The organism is Burkholderia sp. 567, from assembly GCF_040545115.1.
GTDB classification, from domain to species: Bacteria; Pseudomonadota; Gammaproteobacteria; order Burkholderiales; family Burkholderiaceae; genus Burkholderia; species Burkholderia ambifaria.
This window is the reverse complement of record NZ_JBEPLG010000007.1, coordinates 14,994-40,493: the sequence shown is the minus strand read 5'-3', so window position 1 is coordinate 40,493 and position 25,500 is coordinate 14,994. Positions and strand designations below refer to the sequence as shown.

Genomic DNA, 25,500 nt, shown 5'->3' with positions numbered 1-25,500 from the left:
GTAAATTCGGGATACCGACCGTTTATCTCATACAATTACCGGATTCCGCACGGGAGAGCGTGCGACCCAGCACAATAAAAAGCGAGCACGGGTGATGAATTCGCAAATGTTAAGAAGCGCATTGCTGGCCGGACCGGTTCAGCACGAGCGCCTTGTCAAACTGGATACGCCGCTCGGCCCCAACGTGCTGCTGCCGCATCGCGTCATCGGCCGATCACGGCTCGGGCGTCACTTCGAGTTCACGGTCGATACCGTGTCGGTGTCCGATAACCTCGAGCTCAAGAAGCTGATCGCGCAGCCGGTCACGCTGTGGATCCTGCAGGCCGACCAGTCTTATGCGCCTCACCACGGCTACGTGCATTGCGCCCGCCGGCTCGGCTCGGACAGCGGCGTCACGCACTACCAGATCGTCTTCGCTTCGTTCCTGCACTTCCTGAAGTTTCGCCGCGACCAGCGAATCTGGCAGGACCAGTCCGCGGACGACATCATTGCCGACGTGCTGAACCAGCATCCGCAGGCCAAGGGTCGCTTCACCTTCAAGCTCCACCAGCCGCTGCCGCTCCGCTCGTTCGGCATGCAGTACGAGGATGACTGGAATTTCGTGCATCGCCTGATGGAATCCGAAGGCCTGTATGGCTTCTGGGAACAGGACCAGGACGGCAAGTCGCACCGGCTCGTCGTCGTAGACCGCGTCGACGCGTTGCCGGCGCTGTCGCCGCGAACGGTGCGCTTTCATCATGCGGGCACGGGTGACGAGGCCGACACGTTCGTCCAGTTCTCCGGCACGCGCACGCTGCGAAGCGTCGCCCGCGCGACACGCACGTTCGACTACAAGCAGCCGCCGAGCGCGGCCAATCCGAAGGCGACCCATACGCCGACGATCGCCAATCAGGGTGATCTGCCGCCGCAGCTCGAGGTCTACGAATACACCGGTGCGTACACGTATCCCGAACAGTCCCGCGGTGACCATCTGTCGAAGATATGGATGGAGGAACAGGAGTCGCGCGCGAAACGCTTTCATGGCGTCGGCGGCGTGCGGCGCATGGATGCCGGGCGGACCTTCGAGCTGGCGGATCACCCCGAACACGACAACGACGATGCCGGGCAGCGCGAATTCGCCGTGATCGAGACGACGTGGGTCATCGTCAACAACCTGCCCGTGGCGGACGAACAGGCGGTTTTCCCGCATAGCTTGCAAGCCGAGGTCGGCAGCATCGTGTTGGCAACCGATACGGGCCAGTCGCGCGTGCGTCATCCCGACGGCAGCGAAGGCTTCTTTCAGATCCGCGTCGAAGCCCAGCGCACGACCGTACCGTTTCGCAGCCCGTTCGAGCACGCGAAGCCGCCGATGCACCTGCAATCGGCGATCGTCGTCGCACCGAAAGGCGAGGAAGTCCACACCGACGAGCTCAACCGGGTCAAGGTTCGCTTCCATTGGGACCGCCTGAACGACGGCGACGAAAAGGCGTCGTGCTGGCTGCGTGCCACCGCGTCGGATTCGGGCAATGGTTATGGGGCCGTTCACCCGCACCGTAGCGGCGAGGAGGTGCTGGTCGATTTCCTCGGCGGCGACTGCGATCGCCCGATCATCGTCGGCAAGGTCTACAACGGCGCGACCACTCCGCAATGGCACAGCAACGGCATCCTGTCCGGATACCGGTCGAAAGAATACGCGGGCGCCGGCTACAACCAGCTCGTGCTCGACGACGCGACCTCGCAGAACCGCGTGCATCTGTACAGCAGCCAGACCAACGCGCACCTGCATCTCGGCTACCTGATCGACCACACGGGCAACAACCGCGGCAGCTATCTCGGCAGTGGTTTCGACCTGCGCTCCGACGCATACGGTGCCGTGCGCGCGAACCGCGGCCTGTACGTCACCACGCATCCGAAACAGCCGGCAAGCCAGCCGCTCGACGTTCAGGAAACGCAACAGCAACTCGTCCGTGCGGAAGGCCTGATGGAAGCCATGTCGGATGTCAGCGCCCAGCATCAGGCCGAGTCGCTCGACCCCGGCCACTCGGCGCTGAAGCAGTTCACCGACGCGACGCAGAACAGCGTGAGCGGCGGCACGTCGGGCGGCAGGACCGCCGGCGGCGGAACCGGCACGGCCAACGCGTTCAAGGAGCCCGTGATGCTGTTCGGCAGCCCGGCCGGTATCGGGATGTCCACGCAACAGTCCGTCCAGCTTGCCGCGGACCAGCACGTCAACCTCGTCAGCGGGCAAAGCACGCACGTGGCCGCCGGAAAGTCGCTGATCGCGAGCGTCCTCGACCGGATCAGCCTGTTCGCGCAGAACTCCGGGATCAAGCTGTTCGCCGGCAAGGGCAAGGTCGAAGTGCAGGCGCACGCGGACAACATCGAGCTGACCGCCCAGAAGGCGCTGAAGCTGATGGCGGTCACCGAGTCGATCGAAGGCGCCGCGGCGAAGGAAATCCTGCTGACCTCCGGCGGCGCGTACATCCGCATCGCGAACGGCAACATCGAAGTGCACGCACCCGGCAAGATCGACATCAAGGGTGCGCAGCATGCGTTCAGCGGCCCCACGCACCTGTCGCAGACGATGCCGACCCTGCCGAACTCGACCGGCAACTACGATCAGGCGTTCATCGCGCACTGGGCCGGCACCGACATTCCGGTTGCGAACACGCGGTACCAGATGTTCTCGAACGGCAAGCTGCTCTCGGAAGGCGTCACCAATGCGGCAGGTGAGACGGGGCTCACGCAGAGCCATGTGCCGCATGACGTCGTCGTCAAGTTTCTAGGGAAATCGAATGGCTGACGGACAACAGGACAACAACGTACTGGGCAGCGGCGCGGGGATGCTGACGCCGACGGGGTACAAGGATCGGCCGAAGGTGCAGATCAACATCTGCGACAAGCATGTGACGCCGGCGGCGGATTCCATTATCGGAACGTGCCCGTACTACTACCGGCCGCTGCACGGCGAGTACTGGGAAACGGTCGAAAAAGTCAGCACGTCGAGTATCTGGGCGACCGTCAAGAAATTCGCGACGTCATGGGATCCGTGGAAAGACACGAAAGTTGCCCGTGAACTGCTGCATCGGCGGGAAAACCTGATACAAGCGGAAAGCACCGATTCCGACTGGTCCCGCCACGGCAATTTCATGATGCGTCATATCGGGTGCGGGCATAAGCCGCCGGGATATTACGTCAGCTACGGTTACTACTACTGCTCGAATTACGGCAAATACCTGCTGCCGGAATTGAGCGACAAGGGCAAAGCGTGGCTTGCGAGCGCACGCTGGTTCCTGCAGCATTATCTGGAACAGGGTTTGCAGCAGAACATGCGCGGCGACACCATTTCGATCAGGGGCAAGAAGCCAAACAGCGGCAGCTGCGCGATGAACGTGCCGCAGTACGCGCTCGAACTGGATGACGACACCTTCAAGACGTACGCGTTCAAGACCCACCCTCTCGCCTATCTCGACGGCGGTCTGGCCGGGCTCGGGCCTGTCGATATGTATTACATCCTGAAGCAACCCAACGCCCAGGAATGGGGGGATCTCAGGACATTCTCCCAGGCATTCGACAGCGGTGTCGGCGTGGGCAAACAGTACGTCGACAATACCGTGGAATATGCGAAAAAGGCCGGTGATGCCGTCAACGAACATGTCATCGACCCTGTTGCACAGGCACTCGAAAAACTGATGCCGAAATGAAATGACGAAAAAATTCCTGAAGCTGTCGCTGGCTGCGGCAGTCGTGCTCATTGTTTTGATTGTCGGGTTCTCGTATATGTCGAATGACTGGCAGGTCGTTTCCAACACTTTCATGAAGAACAGCAAGCCTTACGGCGGAGGCGACTTCGTGATATCGGGAAACGAGGCGATCACGCTGAAGATCAGCGATCCTGAAATCACGTTCAAGCCATATGCCGAATGGAAGGACAAGGAAAAAGCCGAGCCGGCCGAAGCGTGGATGAACGACAGTCGCGAAACGCTGAACCGGACGTCGGTCGAATTCTGGCGCGGCCCGGTGAACGGAGACATGACGCGCCATTTCAAGCAGGTGGGCCAGACCGCCGCCTGGTGGCACGCCAAGGACTGGACGGTCGAATTCATCAGCACCGGCTGGATGGACTATAAGTCGCCTCAGCCTGCCGACGGGCTGACGCCGCAAGTGACCAAGCTCTGGAAGTCGTCCAACGGCGGACGCGACTGGGTGCAGCTCGCGTGGCCCGAAGACCGGAACATCGGTCGCCTGCTGTTTCTGGATCCGCAGCGCGGCTATGCGATCGGTTGGGGCCCGCACGTGTGGCGCACGTCCAACGGCGGTCAGTCGTGGCGGGAAATCGAACTGCCGCCGGGTGCCGCCGACGCCGGCAAACCCCGCCGCATCTTTGACGGCATCGACCTGGGCCCGGACGGTACCTTGCGCGTGGCATACCACGTCGAGAAATCCGAGCATGCTTCCGCCGGAAGCGTCGTCTATCGGCTCGGTTGGGAACAATCCGGGTTCGCCCTGGACGCCGTGTTGCCCGAACAAGTGATCGTCAGCCTGTCCTCGTCACCGACCGCGTCGGATCACTATGCGCTTTACGCGCTGTCGCGCCTCGGCGAACCGCGCAATTTCGATAATCCCGCCGACAAGGGAAAACGCGTCGGCGCCATTTCGACCTGGACGAACGGCGCACCCGAGCAGGTGCGGCAATTGCATTCGTTTGACGACACGCTGACGCTCGATAGCCTGAGCGTCGGCCGGGACGGGTTGCTGCTCGTCTACGCAACCGACGCCAGCCGCAACGGCACACCGCTCGATCTCACGTTCGTCAGCAGCGACGGGGGGAAGACCTGGAACTCGAGCAGAGAGAAGACGACTCAGGGCGGATATTTCAACGCCCAGACGAACACGCTGTATTCGCTGGTTGCCTATACGCTCAAGAAGCGGCAGTTCTGACGGTTCCGATGCGATTACCGCGGGGCCCCCGTCGCGATTCGGGCGTCGGCTCCGCGGCCTGCGGCCGATCCGAAATGGCCGGGCAATGCGGGGCACGGCCGCACGATCGCGACGCGACGCGTGCCAGAACCGTCGGATACCGGTCCTGCCGGGTCGGTCATGTCTCGGGGTGACCGCGTATCCAATGACATGCAAAAACACACTCGCCGGATAGGATTCGTCGTGAGCCTCGCCGTCCTGGTCGTGGCGACATTGAGTTATATCCGCCCCACGATGGATCGGTAGAATCGTCCGTTCAGCGCGCCGGGCGTCGATTCCGATTCGGTCTCCGGCCAACTGCTCGCCGTGATGAACGAAGAAAAGAACAAAAAAAATCTTTCGATGAAAAACTTGCTGAACCGCGTAACACTCGCACTCTCCATCGCCTGCGCCATACCCACCACCGCCTCCGCCGCCAGCCCTTGCCCCGCCGCCGACACCGCCGCACGCGCGGCGCTCGACGCGCAGCACCGCGTACAGCAAGTCCGTAATCCGCAAGGCGACGGCGGTGGCACCGTCGACGTCTCGCCGCCCTTGCGCGACGCGCTTCGCGCATACAAGCAGGCGCTCGTCGGCGCGATCGACGCGCGGCTTGCGTGCAGCGACGAACACGTCGAGCCGGCTGCGCTGAAACGCACGCTTGCGGCCACGCTCGGCGTACCCGCCCAATCCACCCAATCTGCCCAGCCGAAAAATGGCGAATCGGCATTCGGCCGCAACCCGGACGTCGACGTCCAACGCGACGGCACGTCCCGCCCGCTCCTCTTCGTACGCGCCGGCTTCGACATCGCGTGCGGCGACGACAACCTGCTCACGGCCTATGCGTGGGAAAACGGCGGCTGGCGGCGCGTGCTGCGCTGGCAGGCCGACGACTACAAGGACATTGGCGGCGCCTACGGCGGCGGCTTCTGGTTCGGCGCCTTGCCCGGCGGCCAGGTGGCGGTCGTCCACGGCACGCCGTGGTGCTCGTCGCGCTGGAGCCGGTTCGGCGCCGACGTGGTCGCGCCGGCCAACGGCGCGGCCGCGCAACGCACGCTGTTCCATACGGCTCACGGCTACGTGCTCGACGACGACGCGATCCGCTTCAAGGTGCGCCCCGACGGCTTCGAGCTGCGCATGACGGTCGGCTCGCGCGACAGCGACGTGATGACACGGCCGGGCATCTTCCGCTATCGCGTCGACGGCGACTCCGTGCAACGCGTGCAGCCGGTCGCGGTCAACGGCCGCGATTTCGTCGACGAATGGCTGGGCGTGGACGATGCGCTCGCGCGCGCATGGAGCGAACCCGCGTCCGCTGCGGCGGCGCTGCAAGCGCGGCAGGGATTCATTGCGGAAAGCAAGGTGTCCGGTACCGGGTTCGCCTATGGACCGGTACGCGGCTGCTCGGACAGCAAGGATCGCTTCCAGGTCGAACTGGATCTGACGGGCAAGGACGGCAACACGGTTGCGCGACGCTACGCGCTGATCCGCCAGGAGCGCAACGGGTTCACGATGCTCGGGCTGCGCAAGGCGGCCGAGCCGGCGTGCCACGGCGCGAACCTGATGCCGCGGCACTGAACGTCGGCGGCACGGCGGCGCCTCACAGGAATCGACGGCAAGCGGCAGGCGCGATACAGCGTGCCCGGCCGCCCGTCATTGCGCGCGTCGCGGCTCGAACACGAACGGTTGCGTGAGCAGGAACGGATTCGCGGTGGCGCCGGTCTGCGCGCAGGTCGCGTGCGTCATCGCGTCGACGGCCGCGCGATCCGCCGCCGCATTGCGGCTGCTCGTCGTCACGGTGACGTTCTGCGCTTCGCCCGCGGTCGTCATCAGCGCGCGCACGAGCACGGTGACCGGACGCGTGAGCGGCTTCGCGCTATCCGGATAGACGGCGCGCGGAATGTGGCAGGTCAGCTTGCTTTCCTGCGACGACGACAGCATCGCGCAGCCGGAAAACAGCACGGCGACGGCAGGCAGGATCAGGAAGGTCGAGCGAAGGGCCATGGTCGAATATCGTTCTTCAGTACTGTTGCGGACGAACGCCGCGCCGGCGGAGATCGCCCTGCGCCGCGGCCATCGGACCGGCGCGCCGTTACGGCCGCACGACCGACGGCTGCGCGGTCGCGATCCTGCTTGACGGGTTCCCGGAGATCCGGGGCGGCGTTCGCGGCAGCGGCCCGCAGCGGGCGGTCGCGCACGTGAACGCTTTGCCGCATTGTGCACGCGCCGCCTTGCGCGTGGCCGCGATTTGACAATGGTTGACGCGAATCGCACCGGATTCGGCCGGCATCCATTCCCCGGGGGAAGCAATCGCCGCCCCCTTCCCGCTCCGCCATCGCCCACCCGCCTCACCGCAATGCGGCCAGCCCCGGGATTCCCCGCCCGGCGCCGCGCGGTGTCGGCACGGTGTTCAGCGTGGCGTCACTCGGAATCGTCGTCGGAGTCGTCCTCGTCCGCATCGGCCGGCACTTCCCCGTACTTCGCGACGACGGCCGCCTTGAACGCCTTCAGCGCCGGCTGCTGGTCGCACAGCTTGTACAGCAACGCCAACTGCTGCGGCCAGTCCTTCAATTCCTTCGCGAACACATGCAGGCGCGCGACCGTATCGAGCGCATCGGCCTCCCGACCGGCCAGCGCCTGCAGTGCCGCATAGCGGCGCAGCACCGTCTCGCCCGGCAGCAGCGCGATCGCGCGCTCATGCGCGGCGAGCTTGAGCGGCAGGTTCTCCGGCGAAATCGTCAGCAGCGTGGCCACCCCGTAATCGCCCCACGCGCCGAACAGCTGCGACGGCGCATCGCGGTACTGCGCGGCCGGATCGCTGCCGTAATACAGCACTTCCGCGCGCTGGTAGTCGCGCAGCACGGGTACCGCCGCCAGCACACCGCCGACCGCCAGCACCGCGAACAGCCCGAACGCCGCGCGGCCCGGCAGGAGGCGCAGCGGCTTCACGTCGAGCAGGCCGATCACGAACATCGCCGGCAGCAGGAAGAACATGTACTGCTGCGGATATTCGACGAGCGCATGCATCAGCAGGATGCCGATCAGCGCGAGGCCGAACACGCGCGTGCTCGACTGCGGCGCACGCACCGCGCGCACGAACCACGTCACGAGCGCGACGACCAGCACGCCGAGACCCAGCAGACCGGACTTCGCGAGCAGGTCGATGAAGATGTCGTGCGAGTTGTTCGCGATCTCGACACCGCCGAGCGTGCGCACGAGCGCGAACTGGTGCGACGGGAATTCGCCCCAGCCGACGCCGAGCAGCGGATGCTCGCGGAACATCGCAAGCCCGTACTTCCACAGCGCGAGCCGCGGCGCGATCTGCCCCGCGTCGCGCATCCGCTCGGCGGCCGACTCGGCAAGCCCCAGGTGGAAATGCACGTTGGCCCAGCGCACCGCGACGTTCACCCCGACGAACGCCACCGCGAGCGCGGCCGGTATCAGCCAGGCGCGGCGGTTGCCGGGCGCACGGCGCGATTCGAGCCATGCCATCCAGAAGCCCGCGACGACCATCACCGCGACCTGCAGCCACGGGCCGCGCGACACCGTCAGCGCGAGACCGCCCGACAGCACGACCGACAGCGCGAACCAGGCCCATACCGCGAGCCGGCGCGTCTGCACCAGATACAGCGCGCCCGCGAGCGCAAAGGCGATGTAGGTCGCCAGGTGGTTCGCCTGCGCCATGTTGCCGTACGGACGGCGATCGACCGCGATGTTGTAGACCACGACGAACGGCGACACCGCGGTTTCGAGATGGAACAACTGCACGACCTGGCTCGCGACCGCGAACACGCCGCCGACGAGCAGCGCGCCGGCCATCATTCGCGCGGTGGCTTCGGCGAGCCCCTCGCGCGCGAGCGTGTAGCCGGCCTGCATCGCGACCAGCGCGGCGGCCAGATAGCCGAGCGCCAGCCAGTTCATCGACGGCACTTTCAGCGGCATCAGCGCGACCTGCGCGAGCAGCACCGCCGCGAACCCGAGTGGCGCGACGAACGCGGCCGGCGCGGCGAACGGTTCGGCCGGGCGGCCCGTGCGCGCGAGCAGCACGACGGAGAGCCCCACCAGCAGATACAGCACCAGCGCGGCAAATTCGGAATAGAAGGTCGGGATCGGATACGTGTGATTCGTGATCGCGTACGGCACGATCAGGGCGACAGGCAGCGCAACGAGCGGCAACGAACGGGAAAAAGTAGAAGGCATGAGCGAACCGGATGTCAGCAACCGGCGCACTATACAAAACTTTCCCCCGTCTGTGCGGCCCCGCCGCCCCGTCACCCGATACGGCCGGGCCGGCTCGGCAGGCCGGCAATGCGTGCGCGGCGCCGTGCGCACGCCCACGCACCGGCCCGCGGGCCGCCTGCACTATGCGCGGCATTCCGCCGGCGCGTATTTCGCGGGCAACGTCGCCGCCTCCGCCGGCAACGGGCCCGCGCCCGGCGCCGGCAGCGATGACGCGGCCTTGCCGGCGGCAAAGCACTCCCACGCAATCGCGCCGGCCTGCATCGCGCCCTTTTTCAGCGGCACCCGTGCGGTCGGCGTATCGGCCTTGTCCGGCGCGGACGGCACCAGCACGAGCGTATTCGCGCCGGCCGCGGCGACGCGGGTGGTGAACGTCACAGTGATCTGGCCCGTATCGCCGTCGATCCGGACGGATTCGACGTTCCGGGTGGCGACCGGCGGGCTGTAGCCGCCGTCGAGGCCTGCGCCGCTCGCGGCATTGTCGGCAACCGCGAGCCGCGCGGACGACGCGAGCGCGAGCCCCTCGCCGACGCGCGACCGCGCGAGGTAATCCTGGTACGCGGGAATCGCATAGGCCGCGATCACGCCGACGATCGCGAGCACGATCATCAACTCGATCAGCGTGAAGCCGGCCGGCCGCCAACGCGGCACGGGCCGGCGCGCGCGCCGCAGATCGGCGGCGACGCGACGGAACAGGGAAACTGAAAAGGCTTCGAACATGACTGGCTCCGGAAACGAAAAACGCCTGCCGAATCAGGCAGGCGTTTCGATCGTAGCCAGTGGGCCGCGGGCCCGGCAGTCGGCCGGACGGCCAACGTCACTGCGGATGCGGACCGCTGCGGCGGCGCCGCAGCGCGTATCCGGCGGCAACGACGAACAGTGCACCGGCGATGCTCGCACCGTAGATCGCGGCCTGCGTATCGAGCACCGGCCAGCGATCGCCGACCGGGTCGTGCACCATCAGGCCGCCTGCGATCCAGCCGAGCAGCCCCGCGCCCAATGCGACGACGATCGGGAACCGGTCGAGCAGCTTCAGCACCAGCGTGCTGCCCCACACGATGATCGGCACGCTGACGACGAGCCCGAAGATCACCAGCGCCAACCGGTGCGACGGATCGGCCTGCTCGGCCGCGCCTGCGATCGCGATCACGTTGTCGAGGCTCATCACGGCGTCGGCGATCACGATCGTCTTCACCGCGTCCCACAGCCGGTCGGCCGGCTTCACGTTGTCGTGCGCGTCGGCATCCGGCGCCATCAGCTTGACGCCGATCCACAGCAGCAGCAGGCCGCCGCCGAACTTCAGGAACGGCACGTCGAGCAGCGCGACCGCGAATGCGATCAGCACCACCCGCAACAGGATCGCGCCGGCCGTGCCCCACACGACGCCGCGCAGCCGCTGGTTGGCCGGCAGGTTGCGGCACGCGAGCGCGATCACGACGGCGTTGTCGCCGCCGAGCAGGATGTCGATGATGACGATCTGGAGCACGGCGCCCCAGTGCAGCGACGTCAGGAATTCAAGCATGAGTGGATATAGGTGCGGGGCGAAGACCCTGTGACGGGCGGCCCGGTTCATTACCGGCACATGCGTCGCGCATGCCCGGGGCTTACAAATTCATTGCGCGAGCATAACAAAAAACGCCGGCTAAGCCGGCGTTTTTTGCAGGACGAACCACGCGGAAATTACAGCGCCTTCTTCAGCAGACGGCCCATTTCCGACGGGTTGCGCGTGACGGTGATGCCGCACGCTTCCATGATTTCCAGCTTCGCTTCGGCCGTATCCGCACCGCCCGAGATCAGCGCGCCGGCGTGGCCCATGCGCTTGCCCGGAGGCGCCGTGACACCCGCGATGAAGCCGACGACCGGCTTCTTCATGTTGTCCTTGATCCACTCGGCGGCATTGGCTTCGTCCGGACCGCCAATTTCACCGATCATCACGACCGCATCCGTATCCGGATCGTCGTTGAACATCTTCATCACGTCGATGTGCTTCAGACCGTTGATCGGGTCGCCGCCGATACCGACTGCCGACGACTGGCCGAGGCCCAGTGCCGTGAGCTGAGCAACGGCTTCATACGTCAGCGTGCCGGAACGCGACACGACGCCGATGCGGCCCTTGCGGTGGATGTGACCCGGCATGATGCCGATCTTCAGTTCGTCCGGCGTGATCGTGCCCGGGCAGTTCGGCCCGAGCAGCAGCGTCTTGCGGCCTTCGCGACGCATGCGGTCCTTCACTTCGATCATGTCACGGACGGGGATGCCTTCCGTGATGCAGATCGCGAGATCCAGGTCGGCTTCGACAGCTTCCCAGATCGCGGCGGCGGCGCCTGCCGGCGGAACGTAGATGACCGACACGGTCGCGCCGGTTTCCGCCTTCGCTTCCTTGACGCTCGCGTAGATCGGAATGCCTTCGAAATCTTCGCCGGCCTTCTTCGGGTTCACGCCCGCGACGAATGCTTCGCGGCCGTTTGCGTATTCACGGCAGGCGCGCGTATGGAACTGACCGGTTTTGCCGGTAATGCCCTGCGTGATGACCTTCGTGTCCTTGTTGATCAGAATCGACATGTATTTTGACCTCTGTTCGATTGGCGTCGCGTGCAAACCGCGCCGCCATGCGTGTTCATTAGCGCGCGCTTACTTGCCTGCGGCAGCCGCGACGACCTTCTGCGCAGCCTCTTCCATGCTGTCCGCCGAGATGATCGGCAGGCCCGAATCGGCCAGCATCTTCTTGCCGAGGTCCTCGTTCGTGCCCTTCATGCGCACGACGAGCGGCACGTTCAGGTTCACGGCCTTCGAACCGGCGATCACGCCTTCCGCGATCACGTCGCAGCGCATGATGCCGCCGAAGATGTTCACGAGGATCGCCTTCAGGTCCGGGTTCTTCAGCATCAGCTTGAACGCTTCCGTGACCTTCTCGGTCGTGGCGCCACCGCCAACGTCCAGGAAGTTCGCCGGCTCGCCGCCGAACAGCTTGATGGTGTCCATCGTCGCCATCGCGAGGCCTGCGCCGTTCACGAGGCAGCCGATGTTGCCGTCGAGCGAGATGTACGCGAGGTCGAACTTCGACGCTTCGATTTCAGCCGGATCTTCTTCGTCCAGGTCGCGGTACGCGACGATTTCCGGGTGGCGGAACAGCGCGTTCGAGTCGAAGTTGAACTTCGCGTCGAGTGCGATGACCTTGCCGTCGCCGGAGACGTTCAGCGGGTTGATTTCAGCCAGCGACGCGTCGGTTTCCCAGAATGCCTTGTACAGGCCTTGCAGGATCGCGCGCGCTTGCGGGATCGAAGCAGCCGGCACGCCGATCTTCGCGGCCAGGTCGTCCGCCTGCGCGTCGAGCAGGCCCGTCGACGGCTCGACGATGACCTTGTGGATCAGTTCCGGGTGCTTTTCGGCGACTTCTTCGATGTCCATGCCGCCTTCGCTCGAACCCATCAGAACGATCTTTTGCGAGATGCGATCGACGACGAGGCTGACATACAGTTCCTGCTTGATGTCGGCGCCTTCTTCGACCATCAGACGGTTGACCTTCTGGCCTTCCGGACCGGTCTGGTGCGTGACGAGCTGCATGCCGAGGATCTGGTTCGCGTATTCGCGAACCTGCTCGATCGACTTCGCCACCTTCACGCCGCCGCCCTTGCCACGGCCACCCGCGTGAATCTGAGCCTTCACGACCCACACCGGGCCGCCGAGCTCTTCTGCCACCTTGACGGCCTCGTCAACCGAGAACGCCGGCTTGCCGCGCGGTACCGCGACTCCGAATTTCCGCAGGATTTCCTTACCCTGGTACTCGTGAATCTTCATGCGTGATTCCCTTCAGTCTGAGAGTTGGATGAAAAGTCGCTTAAGACGCTTCTTCGAATGATTTCCGTTCATTCCTTCGTGCTGCCTTCACCGGGCACGTCCGGCCGGCTCGCGCCATACCAGCGCGGGTAGTACTGCCGCACGACCTCGCCGTCGAACCGCAACGCCCGGCAGCGGCCGAGCTGGAAAGGCGCGTCGTCGTGCGCGCCGCCATGATCCGGCCCTTCGCCGCCTTCCTCGCGCACGTTCCACACATCGCCGGCGAACGCCTGGATCGCTGCCGTCGGCAGCACGGCGCACAGTTCGGTGAGATGGGAACAGCCTGCGACGCCGGCCAGCAGCCGGTTCGCGTTGCGGCGGAAATTGCGGAAGAGATTGAGCCCGATGAGGGCCCGATAGGCGGGAGTGGCGGATTGACAGTGACCGGGATAGGGAACCCATTCCGAGGACGCTTCGGCGTCGACGACGTTGAGATCACGATCGATAGTCACGCGCAGCCAGAGTTCGTGGATCGGCAGGCCCTGGGGCCGGATGCCCGACGCAAGCGCGACATCGCGCGGCTTGTGGTCGGTCAGGCAGGCTTCGATGTCCCACAAGCCGTCGCCGCGCTCGTAGGCTTCCGCTCGGATTGCGCGTCGATGTCGCAACTGACGGGGCACGGGCTCGGATAGCGGCATGCTGGAGGTTGAGGCCGAAGAGGAAAACCCGTGGATTTTAGCATATCGGGTATTCGAGGCAGCCGGCCGCGACGGCGGGTATTCCCGCCTGTCCGGAAACGGTTGCATTGCAGCAAAATCGCGCGCAGCGCGCGTGACGCGCCGGTCAGTCGTCGACCAGGAAATCGTCGCCGACCTTCAGCAACTTCACGATGATCCCGCTCGAGAAGCCGCGTGCGGCAAGGAAGCGCGCCTGCTTCGCGCGCTCGGCCGGCGTTTGCGGCAGTGCACCGAATTTCTTGCGCCAGACGGCCTGCGCACGTGTCCATTCGGTCTCGCGCAACTGCGCGTTGACTTCCTCGACGAGCGTGTCGCCGACCGCGTGACGCTTCAGTTCGCTGACGATGCGCGCGGCGCCGACGCGCGACGCACGGCGATGCACGAGGCTTTCGGCAAAGCGCGCGTCGGACAGCCAGCCTTCCTTTTCCAGCGCATCGAGCACCGGCTCGACGGATTCGTCTTCGCCGACGTACGGCCCAAGCTTGCGCGCGAGTTCCGCACGGCTGTATTCGCGCCTGGACAGATAGCCGAGCGCGCGGCCCTTCAACGAACGCGGCGGTTTCGACGACTTGCGCTTGCCGGCGGCCGGATCGTCGCCGGCAGAGGTGCTTGATGATGTGCTTGAAGACGCGCCGGACGCCCGGCGCGTGCGGCGCGGATGCTGGCTGCTGCGCGTATAGACGTCTTCCCTGGCCGGCGCCGCCGCAGCGGCTGCGCGCTCGCCGGGGAAGCTGACACCGGAAACACGGCGGCGGGAGCGGTCGTGCGCGTCGAACGATTCGTCGTCGTCGAACGGATCGTCCGGCGCGGCAATCTCAAATGAAACGAGGGCATCGTCGGATGCCCTCGTCGCGGTGCGGTTCGCGGCGTTGCCGCCTGCGACCGGCCGGTCGGCACCCGAGGATCCGGCTCGCCGGCCGGAGCGACCCGCCGTTGCGGGCGCGTCGCTCTCCTCCGGCTTGCCTGCCTGACCTCGGCGCCCGACCATCACTCTTCTTCGTCCATCGCCTCGGCTTCGTCGTGGACCGCAGCCGCACCTTCCGGCATGGTGACCACGCCGAGCGATTCGCGGATACGGTTCTCGATCTCGCGCGCGATTTCCGGATTCTCGCGCAGGAATTCACGCGCGTTGTCCTTGCCCTGACCGATCTTCTCGCCGTTGTAGCTGTACCAGGCACCGGCCTTGTCGACGATCTTCGCCTGCACGCCGAGATCGATGATCTCGCCCTGACGCGAAATGCCTTCGCCATACAGGATGTCGAAGATCGCTTCGCGGAACGGCGGCGACACCTTGTTCTTGACGACCTTCACGCGGGTTTCGTTGCCGATCACCTCGTCGTTCTTCTTGATCGAGCCGATCCGGCGGATGTCGAGACGCACCGACGAATAGAACTTCAGCGCGTTGCCGCCCGTCGTGGTTTCCGGGTTGCCGAACATCACGCCGATCTTCATCCGGATCTGGTTGATGAAGATCACGAGGCAGTTCGTGCGCTTGATCGTGCCCGTCAGCTTGCGCAGCGCCTGCGACATCAGGCGGGCCTGCAGGCCCGGCAGCGAATCGCCCATCTCGCCTTCGATTTCGGCCTTCGGCACCAGCGCCGCGACCGAGTCGATGACGATCATGTCGATCGAGCCCGAGCGCACCAGCGCGTCGGTGATTTCGAGCGCCTGCTCTCCGGTGTCCGGCTGCGAGATCAGCAGTTCCGGCACGTTCACGCCGAGCTTCGCTGCATATTGAACGTCCAGCGCGTGCTCCGCGTCGATGAACGCCGCCGTGCCGCCCAGCTTCTGCAGCTCGGCGACGACCTGGAGCGTCAGCGTGGTTTTACCCGACGATTCCGGACCGTAGATCTCGACGACCCGGCCGCGCGGCAGGCCGCCGACGCCGAGCGCGATATCGAGACCGAGCGAGCCCGTGGACACGACCTGGATGTTCTCGGCCACTTCGCCGTCGCCCATGCGCATGATCGAGCCCTTGCCGAACTGCTTCTCGATCTGTGCGAGTGCGGCCGCCAGCGCCTTGCTCTTCTCGGCGGTCATCCCGGAGCCCTTCTTGCTATCTTCCATGAATCGTCCTTTGCTATGATGAGCAGCGTCTGTTAGAGGCGCGCCCACTTCAAGCGCTGCCCATGAATGCAGACACTGTATAAAAAAACAGTGTTTTGTGCAAGCCCGCAATGCAGAGCGTTGTACACGAATAACTTCGGAGACAGCCGCGCCGGCGCGAATGCCCGCCGGCCATCGGTCAGCACCATGCGAATTCTCATCGCCGAAGATGACAGCATACTCGCGGACGGCCTCACCCGGTCACTCCGCCAATCGGGCTATGCGGTCGACCACGTGAAGAGCGGCGTCGACGCCGATACGGCGCTGTCGATGCAGACATTCGACCTGCTGATCCTCGATCTCGGCCTGCCGAAAATGTCCGGGCTCGAGGTGCTCAAGCGCCTGCGCGCCCGCAATTCCAACCTCCCCGTGCTGATCCTGACCGCCGCCGACAGCGTCGACGAACGCGTGAAGGGGCTCGACCTCGGCGCCGACGACTACATGGCCAAGCCGTTCGCGCTCAACGAGCTGGAAGCGCGCGTGCGCGCGCTGACCCGGCGCGGCGCGGGCGGCGGCCCGACCGTCGTGCGCCACGGCTCGCTCGCGTTCGACCAGGTCGGCCGCATCGCGTATGCGAACGATCACGTGCTCGATCTCTCCGCGCGCGAGCTCGGCCTGCTCGAGGTGCTGCTGCAGCGGATCGGCCGGCTCGTGTCGAAGGAGCAGCTCGTCGATCACCTGTGCGAATGGGGCGAGGAAGTCAGCAACAACGCGATCGAAGTCTACGTGCACCGACTGCGCAAGAAGATCGAACCGAGCGGCGTGCGGATCTCGACCGTGCGCGGCCTCGGCTATTGCCTCGAGAAGGTCGCGCCCGCCGCGCCGACCGATACGGCAGCGCCCCAGCCCGTGGTGGCCGGCACGCCGCTGCGCTGAAGCCGGGCGCCCCGCGATGGCCACCCCGGCCCATTCCCGCCGCCCGAGCGGCGCGCCGGCGTCGGCCGCCGACGACACACGCGACGCGCGCTACGAGAACCCGTTCGCGCCGCCCGACGAAACCGATGCGCCCGAGGCGCCGCGCCCGCGCTCGCTGTTCGGCGAAATCCTCGACTGGATGCTCGCGCCGCTGCTGCTGCTGTGGCCGATGAGCATCGCCGTCACCTATCTCGTCGCGAAGACGATCGCGAACGGCCCGTTCGACCGCGCGCTCGAGACCAACGCATACGTGCTCGCACGGCAGATCCATCCGGTCAACGGCGTCGCCGAGCTGACGCTGCCGCAGCAGACGCGCGACTTCCTGCGCGCGGACAACGTCGACAGCGTGTACTTCCAGGTGCTCGGCACGCGCGGCGAGCTGGTCGCGGGCGAGGCCGACATGCCGCTGCCGCGCGACGAGGACCGCCCGCCGCCGGGCGTCGTCGTGTTCCGCGACGACCTTTTGCGCGGCAACGACGTGCGCGTCGCGTATACGACCGTCGCACTGCCGGAGCCGGGCGGCGCACAGCCCGTGCCCGTGCTCGTGCAGGTCGGCGAGACGCTCGACAAGCGCAACGCACTCGCGAACGACATCATCAAGGGCGTGATCCTGCCGCAGTTCGTGATCCTGCCGCTCGCGATCCTGCTCGTCTGGTTCGGGCTGTCGCGCGGGCTCGCGCCGCTCAACGCGCTGCAGGCGCACATCCGCGGGCGGCGGCCCGACGACCTGTCGCCGGTCGAGGCGCAGCGCGCGCCGCCCGAGATCGAGCCGCTCGTCACGTCGTTCAACGACCTGCTCGCGCGGCTCGAGCAGAACATGGCGTTGCAAAAGCGCTTCATCGCCGACGCCGCGCATCAGATGAAGACGCCGCTCGCGGGGCTGCGCACGCAGGCCGAATTCGCGTTGCGCCACCCCGTGCCGCCCGACGTGCAGCGCTCGCTCGAACAGATCGCGACGAGTTCCGAGCAGGCCGCGCGGCTCGTCACGCAACTGCTCGCGCTCGCGCGCGCCGAGAACCGCGCGAGCGGGCTGACCTTCGAGCCGGTCGAAATCGGCGCGCTGGCGCGCCGCACGGTGCGCGACTGGGTGCAGGCCGCGCTCGCGAAGCGCATGGACCTCGGTTACGAAGGCCCGGAGGACGATGCGCCGCTCGACGTCGACGGCAATCCCGTGATGCTGCGCGAGATGCTCGGCAACCTGGTCGACAACGCGATCCGCTACACGCCCGAAGGTGGCCGCATCACCGTGCGCGTGCGGGCCGAGCCGGCGACGCGGCGCGTGCATCTCGAAGTCGAGGACACCGGGCCCGGCATCCCGGCCGCCGAACGCGACCGCGTGGTCGAGCGCTTCTACCGGATCCTCGGCCGCGAAGGCGACGGCAGCGGCCTCGGGCTCGCGATCGTGCGCGAGATCGCGACGCAGCACGGCGGCACGCTGACGCTCGACGATCATGTCTATCAACAGGCGCCGCGCCTTGCCGGCACGCTCGTGCGCATCAGCCTGCCGCTGTCGGCGCCCGCCGCGGATCCAGCCTGACACGCGCGAGCCCTCACCTCACCCGCACCGCGCACCCCGCCGCGATCGCATCGAAACCGGCGCTTTACCGCCCGTTTGCGACCCGATCGAGGGGCGAAGCGGCCGATTCGGCGCGGGTTAACGCGCAGTCGTTTTGTGCCCGCAAGTCAGTGCGCCGTAAGTTTCCGTGCCAATAATCGTCGACAGGCCCGCCCACCCAAGGCGGCCGCATATCTATATCAAGGGACTTGGAGACGATTCATGGCAACCTTAGGCGGGCAAATTTCGCACTCGCCGATGACGGCCGAAGAAAAGAAGGTGATCTTCGCGTCGTCGCTCGGCACCGTGTTCGAGTGGTACGACTTTTACCTGGCCGGGTCACTCGCGGCCTACATCAGCAAGAGCTTCTTCTCCGGGGTCAATCCGACCGCCGCCTTCATCTTCACACTGCTCGGCTTCGCGGCCGGCTTCGCCGTGCGGCCGTTCGGCGCGATCGTGTTCGGCCGGCTCGGCGACCTCGTCGGCCGCAAGCACACGTTCCTCGTGACGATCGTGATCATGGGCATCTCGACCTTCGTGGTCGGCTTCCTGCCCGGCTACACGACGATCGGCATCGCGGCGCCCGTGATCTTCATCGCGATGCGGCTGCTGCAGGGCCTCGCGCTCGGCGGCGAGTACGGCGGCGCGGCGACCTACGTCGCCGAGCATGCGCCGGCGAACCGGCGCGGCTTCTACACCGCGTGGATCCAGACGACCGCGACGCTCGGCCTGTTCCTGTCGCTGCTCGTGATCCTCGGCGTGCGCACGCTCATCGGCGAGGAATCGTTCGGCAGCTGGGGCTGGCGCGTGCCGTTCGTCGCGTCGATCCTGCTGCTCGCGGTGTCGGTATGGATCCGGTTGCAGTTGAACGAATCGCCGGTGTTCCTGCGCATCAAGGCCGAGGGCAAGACGTCGAAGGCGCCGCTGACCGAAGCGTTCGGCCAGTGGAAGAACCTGAAGATCGTGATCCTCGCGCTCGTCGGCCTGACCGCCGGCCAGGCCGTCGTCTGGTACACGGGCCAGTTCTACGCGCTGTTCTTCCTCACGCAGACGCTGAAGGTCGACGGTGCCAGCGCGAACATCCTGATCGCGATCGCCCTCCTGATCGGCACGCCGTTCTTCCTGTTCTTCGGCTCGCTGTCGGACCGCATCGGCCGCAAGCCGATCATCCTCGCCGGCTGCCTGATCGCGGCGCTCACCTACTTCCCGCTGTTCAAGGCGCTCACGCACTACGCAAACCCGCAGCTCGAACTCGCGACGCAGAAGGCACCGATCTCGGTCATCGCCGATCCGGCCACCTGCTCGTTCCAGTTCAACCCGGTGGGCACGTCGAAGTTCACGAGCTCGTGCGACATCGTGAAGAGCGCGCTCGCGAAGGCCGGCCTGAACTACGAGAACGTCGCGGCGCCGGCAGGCTCGACCGCCCAGATCAAGGTGGGCGACACGGTGATCCCGGCCTATGACGGCAAGGCGCCCGATGCGAAGGCGCAGGGCGCGGCGTTCGACAAGACGCTCGCGTCGACGCTGAAGGGCGCCGGCTATCCAGCCAAGGCCGACCCGGCGCAGCTCAACTGGCCGATGACGATCGTGATACTGACGATCCTCGTGATCTACGTGACGATGGTCTACGGTCCGATCGCCGCGATGCTGGTCGAGATGTTCCCGACGCGGATCCGCTACACGTCGATGTCACTGCCGTATCACATCGGCAACGGCTGGTTCGGCGGCTTCCTGCCGGCGACCGCGTTCGCGATCGTCGCGGCGAAGGGCAACATCTATTCGGGCCTCTGGTATCCGATCGTGATCGCGCTGGGCACGTTCGTGATCGGTCTGCTGTTCGTCAAGGAGACGAAGGACTCGAACATCTACGCGCAGGACTGATGAGGTCGGGCAGGCGGGGGGCACCCCGCCTGCAACCCGGGCCGCCGGCAACTTTTTTCGGGGAAGATGAAAAAGGTGTTGACAGCCCGGCGGCACATCTGCATAATTCAAGTCTTCGGCGAATTAGCTCAGTCGGTTAGAGCGACGGAATCATAATCCGCAGGTCCGGGGTTCGAATCCCTGATTCGCCACCAAATGCGAAAAGCCGCTGTTCCGCAAGGAACAGCGGCTTTTTTCATGGCTTCATCCAGCACACACGCGATATCGCGCGTCGCCCGTCCCTCAGGCCACGCGCACGCCGCGCTACGCCACCACCGATCTGCGCTCCTCGACAGAATCCGCACATACCTTCCCGCGCCAGTTCTCCCCGCCCTCCAGCGCCGGCGTCGACTCGAACAGCTCCGCGAGCCAGTCCGCGAACACCCGCACCTTCTGCGACAGATGCCGGTTGTGCGGATACACGATCGAGATCGGCTTGGGCTTCGGGTTGCAGTCCGGCAGCACCTCGACCAGCGAGCCGTCGCGCAGGTTCGGCAGCACCATGAACAGCGTCGGCTGGATCATCCCGAACCCTTCGAGCCCGCACGTCACGTACGCATCCGAATCGTTGACGGTGACACTGCCGTTCATCCGCACCTCGAGCGGCTTGCCGTCGATCATGAACACCCACGGAATCGCCCGCGCGCCATGGCTCGCGCGGAAATTGACCGCATGATGGTCGGCCAGGTCGGCGATCTCCTGGGGCTCGCCGTGACGCGCCAGATAGTCGGGCGACGCGCAGGTCACGCGCTTGAGCATCCCGATCCGCCGCGCGACCATCGACGAATCCTCGAGCGGCCCAACCCGGATCATGCAGTCGATGCCCTCCTCCACCGGATCCACGTAGCGGTCCGACAAGCCAAGGTCGAGCGTGATGTCCGGATAGCGCTGCCGGAAGATCGACAGCGCCGGCAACACCACGCGCCGCCCGAGCGAGCTCGGCATGTGCACGCGCAGCACGCCGCTCGGCTTGCGGTTGCCGGACTGGAAACTCGCGTCGGCCTCCGCGATCTCCGAGATGATCTTCATGCAATGCTCGTAGTACGCGGCGCCCTCCGGCGTCAGCGACAGCCGGCGCGTTGTCCGGTGCATCAGCCGCACGCCGAGCAGCGCCTCGAGATTCTGGATTATGGTCGTGACCGACGCGCGCGGCATCGCGAGCGTGTCGGCCGCGCGCGTAAAGCTGTTCGCGTCGACCACGCGGGTGAAAACTTCCATTGCCTGGATGCGGTCCATGCTGCGCCCCCTTCGAATCGCCAACAGGACAGAATAGAGCGCGCAACGGGCACGGCACAAGCCCCCGTCCATTGTTCTCGACTTCTGAATAGTCGACGCACTTCGGACTGGAAAGTAACCGGCTTTCGTTCAGTTCGGGGTCGCGATCGTTCCGTCCCCCGGCTGCCGCGCGCCGGCCACGCACTGGCCGCCCGCGGCATGCCCGCCCCTTACCGCGCGAACCGCTCGCGATAGCCCTGCGGCGACACGCCGAGCACGCGAACGAAACTGCGCCGCAGCGTCTCTTCCGAACCGAAGCCGCACCGCGTGGCGATCCGCTTGACGGGCCACGCGGTTTCGCCGAGCAAACGCTGCGCGGCCTCGACGCGAATCTGTTCGACCGCGCGCGCGGGCGTGCGGCCGGTGCCCGCGCGGTAGTGGCGCACGAAGCTGCGCTCGCTCATGCTGACGCGCTCGGCGAGCGCCGGGACCGACAGGTCGGCCGTCAGGTGCTCGGCGATCCATGCATGCAGTTCGCCGAAACGATCGTCGGTGCGCTGCATCGACAGCATCGCGCTGAATTGTGCCTGCCCGCCCGGACGCTTCAGGAACACGACGAGCTCGCGCGCGGCGTCGAGCGCGACCGCGCGCCCGAGATCCTCCTCGACGAGCGCGAGCGCGAGATCGATGCCGGCCGTCACGCCGGCCGACGTCCACAGCGCGCCTTCGCGGATGAAGATCGGATCGGGCTCGACGCGCACGTTCGGGTAGCGCGCCGCGAATTCGTCGCAGCGCGCCCAGTGCGTGACCGCACGCCGCCCGTCGAGCAGGCCGGCCTCGGCGAGCAGGAACGCGCCGGTGCAGACCGACGCGACACGTCGCGCGCGCTGCGCCTGCTGGCGGACCCAGCGCACCATCCGCGCATCCTGCGACGCGGCGCGCACGCCCTTGCCGCCGGCCACGATCACCGTATCCGGCCGTCCCGCGGAGCGCAGCGAATCGGCCATCACGACGAGGCCGGACGACGTCTCGAGCGGCCCGGCCTCGGCGGCGACGACGCGCGGCGCATACGGCGCGGACTGACCACGTTCCTCGGCGAGTTCGTTGACGGACGCGAACACCTGCAGCGGCCCGCTCACGTCGAGCAGCTGCGCACGGGGGAACGCGAGAATCAGGATCGAGCGCGGCGCTGTGGACATGGCGATTGGCTTAAAACGTGGGTGATATGGCAATTTCGCCAAACACTACGCGCCTAGAATCGATCTGTCCATCGTGCGCCGGTCGCGGCGCCCCCTTCCCTACGGAGTGTTCGCATGACCCTGCATATCGGCCTTCTCGTGTTTCCGGGCGTCCAGCAACTCGATCTCACCGGCCCGCACGACGTGCTCGCGTCGCTGCCCGACGCGGCTGTCCACCTGGTCTGGAAATCGCGCGACACCGTCGCGTCGAGCGGCGGCCTCGCGCTCGCGCCGACCTGCACGTTCGACGACTGCCCGCCGCTCGACGTGATCTGCGTGCCGGGCGGCATCGGCATCAACGACCTGCTGCTCGATGCGGAAACGGTCGCGTTCGTGCAGCAGCGCGCGGCCACCGCGCGCTACGTGACGTCGGTGTGCACGGGCGCGCTGCTGCTCGGCGTGGCCGGCCTGCTGCGCGGACGCCGCGCGACGACGCACTGGGCGTTTCACGAACTGCTCGAACCGCTCGGTGCGGTGCCGGTGCGCGAACGCGTGGTGCGCGACGGCAACCTGATCACCGGCGGCGGCGTGACGGCCGGCATCGACTTCGCATTGACGATCGCCGCCGAACTCGCGGGCGACGAAGAGGCGCAGTCGATCCAGCTCGCGCTCGAATACGCGCCGGCGCCGCCGTTCGACGCCGGCTCGCCGGATACCGCGCCCGCGTCGGTGCTGAAGCGCATGACCGAGCGCTCAGCGGCAGGGCTGGAGAAGCGCAGGCAGACGATCGACGCGGCCTTGCGTGCGATGGCGCGCTGATCCCGCGCATTCGACCACGCCGCCCGCCCTGCGCGGCCTCCCCACTCACGGACCTATCGATGAATATCATCCGCAGCACCGCGTTCACCGCCGAGCGCCCCTGGGGCGCGCTGGACATCGCGAACCTGAACGGCATCACGGTCCGCCTGCACTGGACCGATCAGCCGTACCGGTGGCACGTGAACGACAGAGAGGAAGTGTTCGCGGTGCTCGACGGCCGTGTCGAGATGCGCTACCGGGAAGCAGGCATCGAGCACGCGACGGTGCTCGAAACGGGAGACGTATTCCACGCGACGATCGGCACCGAACACGTCGCGCACCCGCTCGGCGAAGCGCGCATCCTGGTGATCGAGACCGAAGGCAGCGTCTGACGACGCGCAGCCCGCGGCGCGCGTCGCGCCGATTCGACGGGCATCAGCCCGAGATAGTGCCCGTGCCCTGCGACGGGATCAGCTTCGGCTGCGGCGTGCACAGGCACTGGCACAGGTCGTGTTCGAGCGCGACGACCTTGCCCATCACGGTCATCGTCCGCTCGCCGCCGTCGGACACGATCACGCCCTGCGTCTTGCACGCGGCGCAGAACACGGTCGCGCCGAGATAGGCGAGCTCGCGGCCGTCGAACGACGAATTGGCGATGCCGTCGAGCACGACGCCGCCATGGTCGGTCGTGTCGCCCTTCAGAATGAATTTGCGGCTCATGGTTCGGCTCTCCCTCGGAAATGCCGCGCGGCACGGCGTCGGGCCGCGTACGCGCAGTCGGTATCCGCCCGTCGGTCGCGGGCGTTTCGCGAGGATATCACCGCGCGCTCGAGCGCCCCCGTGCGGATCAGAACTTGTGCCGCATGCCGACGCGCGCCTGCAACTGCCGATCGTTCGCGGACGCACCGGGCCCGTTGATCGCCGCGACGGCCAGGTGCCCCGTCGAGTCGGTGCCCGATGCGCGCTGATAGACGGCGCTCACGTAGACGTCGGTGCGCTTCGACAGGAAATAGTCGAGCCCGGCCGCGACCTGGTGATACGTCGCGCCGTCGCGGCCGTTCACGCCGCCGCCGCGCGTGTAGTCGTACGCCACGCCGCCGAACAGCGAGGTCATGAACTGATAGCGCACGCTCGCCTCCGCGTTGTTGAACACCGCGTTGCCGGACACGCCGCCCGGGTTCGGTCCGGAGGACAGGTCGCCGAGCTGGCGGAACGACGTGTTCGTATACATCGCGCCGAGCGTCATCGCGCCGATCGCATAGGTGCCGCCCACCGCCGCGACCTGCAGCGTGCGCGCGGATGCATAGCCGGAATACACCGGCGACAGCATGTTGCTGCCCGGCACGCCGCCCACGGTCGGCGCGGGGCTGCCGGTCGTGCCGAAGAACGACACGTTCGGATTGCGCGCATTCAGATAGCCGGCCGCCACCGCGAGCGGCCCGCGCGTGTAGGCAACTGTTGCCGACCACACCTGGTTGCGCGTCGCCGCGCCCGCGATGCCGCCCACCCCGTACATCGCCGCGACCCGAGCCCCGCCGTAGTCTTTGCTGGTGAACTTGATCGCGTTGTTGGTCGAGTTCGCGTTGTTCACGTTGTCGAGGTCACCGGGGTGCGCGACCATGTAGCCGCCGAACAGCGCGGCGGCCTCGAGCGGCCCGAGGATGTCGACGTTGGTGTCGTACTGCCGCCCGAGCGTGACGGTGCCGAATGGCCCCGACAGCCCGACGAACGCCTTCTTGCCGAACATCAGCCCGCCCTGACCGAGCCTGCCGCTGCTCGGATCGAAGCCGTTCTCGAGCGTGAAGACCGCGGCCAGCCCGCCGCCGAGATCCTCGCTGCCGCGCAGCCCCCAGCGGCTCGCCTGCTGCACGCCGCCGAGCATTCGCAACGCGGGCTTACCGCTCACCGTGCCGTTCGGGCCGGGCGTCGCGATGTTGCTCGCATAGGTCAGCCCTTCATCGATAATCCCGTACAGCGTGACGCTGCTCTGGGCGTGCGCCGCACCCGCGATCAGCGCGACACCCGCGCCGGCCAACAGCTTCTTCTTCATCGAACGATCTCCAGTGCGCGGGTCGAATGGCGATACACGGGCGCACGCCTCCCGCAGGCGCGCGGCCTGCTC

General features: G+C 66.5%; 22 protein-coding genes and 1 tRNA gene. 10 read left to right on the top strand and 13 right to left on the bottom strand.

Features of this window, described 5'->3' with window-relative positions:
- The first annotated feature begins 94 nt into the window (after positions 1–94).
- The 4 genes from ABIC50_RS20520 (at position 95) to ABIC50_RS20505 (ending at position 6,516) form a co-directional block, all read left to right on the top strand.
- Complete coding sequence (locus tag ABIC50_RS20520; protein WP_354166566.1) at positions 95–2,782, top strand: type VI secretion system Vgr family protein; 2,688 nt, start codon at positions 95–97, stop codon at positions 2,780–2,782.
- Complete coding sequence (locus ABIC50_RS20515; RefSeq protein ID WP_354166563.1) at positions 2,775–3,683, top strand: hypothetical protein; 909 nt, start codon at positions 2,775–2,777, stop codon at positions 3,681–3,683. The genes ABIC50_RS20520 and ABIC50_RS20515 overlap by 8 nt, the downstream gene beginning before the upstream one ends.
- Before the next feature lie 76 nt (positions 3,684–3,759).
- On the top strand, positions 3,760–4,920 hold the full coding sequence (locus ABIC50_RS20510; RefSeq protein WP_354166869.1) for a WD40/YVTN/BNR-like repeat-containing protein: 1,161 nt from the start codon (positions 3,760–3,762) through the stop codon (positions 4,918–4,920).
- A gap of 381 nt (positions 4,921–5,301) precedes the next feature.
- Complete coding sequence (locus ABIC50_RS20505) at positions 5,302–6,516, top strand: hypothetical protein (RefSeq protein WP_354166562.1); 1,215 nt, start codon at positions 5,302–5,304, stop codon at positions 6,514–6,516.
- 75 nt (positions 6,517–6,591) lie between these two features.
- Here ABIC50_RS20505 and ABIC50_RS20500 read toward each other — a convergent pair whose 3' ends face one another.
- The 9 genes from ABIC50_RS20500 to recA form a co-directional block, all read right to left on the bottom strand.
- Entirely contained in the window at positions 6,592–6,942 is a 351-nt protein-coding gene (locus tag ABIC50_RS20500; RefSeq protein WP_354166560.1) for a TonB family protein, read from the bottom strand.
- A gap of 417 nt (positions 6,943–7,359) precedes the next feature.
- Entirely contained in the window at positions 7,360–9,138 is a 1,779-nt protein-coding gene (locus tag ABIC50_RS20495; protein ID WP_354166558.1) for a PglL family O-oligosaccharyltransferase, read from the bottom strand.
- A gap of 162 nt (positions 9,139–9,300) precedes the next feature.
- On the bottom strand, positions 9,301–9,897 hold the full coding sequence (locus tag ABIC50_RS20490) for a pilin (protein WP_354166557.1): 597 nt from the start codon (positions 9,895–9,897) through the stop codon (positions 9,301–9,303).
- A 97-nt stretch (positions 9,898–9,994) separates the two neighbouring features.
- Positions 9,995–10,699, bottom strand: coding sequence for a TerC family protein (locus tag ABIC50_RS20485; RefSeq protein ID WP_041491266.1), 705 nt, complete (start codon positions 10,697–10,699; stop codon positions 9,995–9,997).
- A gap of 158 nt (positions 10,700–10,857) precedes the next feature.
- A complete protein-coding gene (sucD, locus tag ABIC50_RS20480) occupies positions 10,858–11,739 on the bottom strand; it encodes a succinate--CoA ligase subunit alpha (RefSeq protein ID WP_006477916.1) in 882 nt (293 codons plus the stop codon).
- Between the two features lie 69 nt (positions 11,740–11,808).
- Positions 11,809–12,975, bottom strand: coding sequence for an ADP-forming succinate--CoA ligase subunit beta (gene sucC, locus ABIC50_RS20475; protein ID WP_175696479.1), 1,167 nt, complete (start codon positions 12,973–12,975; stop codon positions 11,809–11,811).
- Positions 12,976–13,043: 68 nt separating this feature from the next.
- Positions 13,044–13,652, bottom strand: coding sequence for a DUF2889 domain-containing protein (locus ABIC50_RS20470; RefSeq protein WP_012364627.1), 609 nt, complete (start codon positions 13,650–13,652; stop codon positions 13,044–13,046).
- 145 nt (positions 13,653–13,797) lie between these two features.
- Positions 13,798–14,679, bottom strand: a complete 882-nt coding sequence (gene recX / locus ABIC50_RS20465) for a recombination regulator RecX (protein ID WP_354166555.1) — start codon at positions 14,677–14,679, stop codon at positions 13,798–13,800.
- On the bottom strand, positions 14,679–15,758 hold the full coding sequence (gene recA, locus ABIC50_RS20460; protein WP_011657832.1) for a recombinase RecA: 1,080 nt from the start codon (positions 15,756–15,758) through the stop codon (positions 14,679–14,681). The genes recX and recA overlap by 1 nt, the downstream gene beginning before the upstream one ends.
- Positions 15,759–15,944: 186 nt before the next feature.
- Here recA and ABIC50_RS20455 point away from each other — a divergent pair, with 186 nt between their 5' ends.
- The 4 genes from ABIC50_RS20455 (at position 15,945) to ABIC50_RS20440 (ending at position 20,342) form a co-directional block, all read left to right on the top strand.
- Entirely contained in the window at positions 15,945–16,673 is a 729-nt protein-coding gene (locus tag ABIC50_RS20455; RefSeq protein WP_105834559.1) for a response regulator transcription factor, read from the top strand.
- Between the two features lie 16 nt (positions 16,674–16,689).
- A complete protein-coding gene (locus tag ABIC50_RS20450; RefSeq protein WP_354166553.1) occupies positions 16,690–18,249 on the top strand; it encodes a sensor histidine kinase in 1,560 nt (519 codons plus the stop codon).
- A gap of 240 nt (positions 18,250–18,489) precedes the next feature.
- Positions 18,490–20,148 carry an MFS transporter gene (locus ABIC50_RS20445; RefSeq protein ID WP_105834557.1) on the top strand — a complete coding sequence of 553 codons (1,659 nt, stop codon included), beginning with the start codon at positions 18,490–18,492 and terminating at the stop codon, positions 20,146–20,148.
- Between the two features lie 117 nt (positions 20,149–20,265).
- Positions 20,266–20,342: transfer RNA gene (locus tag ABIC50_RS20440), tRNA-Met, on the top strand.
- 109 nt (positions 20,343–20,451) lie between these two features.
- On the opposite strand, the gene ABIC50_RS20435 is transcribed toward ABIC50_RS20440, so the two are convergent.
- Positions 20,452–21,423 carry a LysR family transcriptional regulator gene (locus ABIC50_RS20435; RefSeq protein ID WP_354166551.1) on the bottom strand — a complete coding sequence of 324 codons (972 nt, stop codon included), beginning with the start codon at positions 21,421–21,423 and terminating at the stop codon, positions 20,452–20,454.
- 209 nt (positions 21,424–21,632) lie between these two features.
- Entirely contained in the window at positions 21,633–22,601 is a 969-nt protein-coding gene (locus ABIC50_RS20430; protein ID WP_354166548.1) for a GlxA family transcriptional regulator, read from the bottom strand.
- Positions 22,602–22,715: 114 nt separating this feature from the next.
- On the opposite strand from ABIC50_RS20430, the gene ABIC50_RS20425 reads away from it, so the two are divergent.
- Together ABIC50_RS20425 and ABIC50_RS20420 are read left to right on the top strand one after the other, a co-directional pair.
- Positions 22,716–23,399, top strand: coding sequence for a DJ-1/PfpI family protein (locus tag ABIC50_RS20425; protein WP_354166546.1), 684 nt, complete (start codon positions 22,716–22,718; stop codon positions 23,397–23,399).
- A 59-nt stretch (positions 23,400–23,458) separates the two neighbouring features.
- Positions 23,459–23,770 (top strand): cupin domain-containing protein, encoded by a 312-nt coding sequence (locus ABIC50_RS20420; RefSeq protein ID WP_354166545.1) that lies wholly within the window; start codon positions 23,459–23,461, stop codon positions 23,768–23,770.
- Between the two features lie 43 nt (positions 23,771–23,813).
- Here the strand turns inward: ABIC50_RS20420 and ABIC50_RS20415 are convergent, their stop codons facing one another.
- Positions 23,814–24,098, bottom strand: coding sequence for a PAAR domain-containing protein (locus ABIC50_RS20415; protein WP_354166543.1), 285 nt, complete (start codon positions 24,096–24,098; stop codon positions 23,814–23,816).
- A gap of 127 nt (positions 24,099–24,225) precedes the next feature.
- Positions 24,226–25,428 (bottom strand): porin, encoded by a 1,203-nt coding sequence (locus ABIC50_RS20410; protein ID WP_354166540.1) that lies wholly within the window; start codon positions 25,426–25,428, stop codon positions 24,226–24,228.
- Between the last annotated feature and the right edge of the window lie 72 nt (positions 25,429–25,500).

Coding starts and splice junctions, on each gene's coding strand:
- ABIC50_RS20520 (WP_354166566.1), top strand. CDS start 95: ATGAATTCGCAAATGTTAAGAAGCGCATTGCTGGCCGGACCGGTTCAG.
- ABIC50_RS20515 (WP_354166563.1), top strand. CDS start 2,775: ATGGCTGACGGACAACAGGACAACAACGTACTGGGCAGCGGCGCGGGG.
- ABIC50_RS20510 (WP_354166869.1), top strand. CDS start 3,760: ATGTCGAATGACTGGCAGGTCGTTTCCAACACTTTCATGAAGAACAGC.
- ABIC50_RS20505 (WP_354166562.1), top strand. CDS start 5,302: ATGAAAAACTTGCTGAACCGCGTAACACTCGCACTCTCCATCGCCTGC.
- ABIC50_RS20500 (WP_354166560.1), bottom strand. CDS start 6,942: ATGGCCCTTCGCTCGACCTTCCTGATCCTGCCTGCCGTCGCCGTGCTG.
- ABIC50_RS20495 (WP_354166558.1), bottom strand. CDS start 9,138: ATGCCTTCTACTTTTTCCCGTTCGTTGCCGCTCGTTGCGCTGCCTGTC.
- ABIC50_RS20490 (WP_354166557.1), bottom strand. CDS start 9,897: ATGTTCGAAGCCTTTTCAGTTTCCCTGTTCCGTCGCGTCGCCGCCGAT.
- ABIC50_RS20485 (WP_041491266.1), bottom strand. CDS start 10,699: ATGCTTGAATTCCTGACGTCGCTGCACTGGGGCGCCGTGCTCCAGATC.
- sucD (WP_006477916.1), bottom strand. CDS start 11,739: ATGTCGATTCTGATCAACAAGGACACGAAGGTCATCACGCAGGGCATT.
- sucC (WP_175696479.1), bottom strand. CDS start 12,975: ATGAAGATTCACGAGTACCAGGGTAAGGAAATCCTGCGGAAATTCGGA.
- ABIC50_RS20470 (WP_012364627.1), bottom strand. CDS start 13,652: ATGCCGCTATCCGAGCCCGTGCCCCGTCAGTTGCGACATCGACGCGCA.
- recX (WP_354166555.1), bottom strand. CDS start 14,679: ATGGTCGGGCGCCGAGGTCAGGCAGGCAAGCCGGAGGAGAGCGACGCG.
- recA (WP_011657832.1), bottom strand. CDS start 15,758: ATGGAAGATAGCAAGAAGGGCTCCGGGATGACCGCCGAGAAGAGCAAG.
- ABIC50_RS20455 (WP_105834559.1), top strand. CDS start 15,945: ATGCGAATTCTCATCGCCGAAGATGACAGCATACTCGCGGACGGCCTC.
- ABIC50_RS20450 (WP_354166553.1), top strand. CDS start 16,690: ATGGCCACCCCGGCCCATTCCCGCCGCCCGAGCGGCGCGCCGGCGTCG.
- ABIC50_RS20445 (WP_105834557.1), top strand. CDS start 18,490: ATGGCAACCTTAGGCGGGCAAATTTCGCACTCGCCGATGACGGCCGAA.
- ABIC50_RS20435 (WP_354166551.1), bottom strand. CDS start 21,423: ATGGACCGCATCCAGGCAATGGAAGTTTTCACCCGCGTGGTCGACGCG.
- ABIC50_RS20430 (WP_354166548.1), bottom strand. CDS start 22,601: ATGTCCACAGCGCCGCGCTCGATCCTGATTCTCGCGTTCCCCCGTGCG.
- ABIC50_RS20425 (WP_354166546.1), top strand. CDS start 22,716: ATGACCCTGCATATCGGCCTTCTCGTGTTTCCGGGCGTCCAGCAACTC.
- ABIC50_RS20420 (WP_354166545.1), top strand. CDS start 23,459: ATGAATATCATCCGCAGCACCGCGTTCACCGCCGAGCGCCCCTGGGGC.
- ABIC50_RS20415 (WP_354166543.1), bottom strand. CDS start 24,098: ATGAGCCGCAAATTCATTCTGAAGGGCGACACGACCGACCATGGCGGC.
- ABIC50_RS20410 (WP_354166540.1), bottom strand. CDS start 25,428: ATGAAGAAGAAGCTGTTGGCCGGCGCGGGTGTCGCGCTGATCGCGGGT.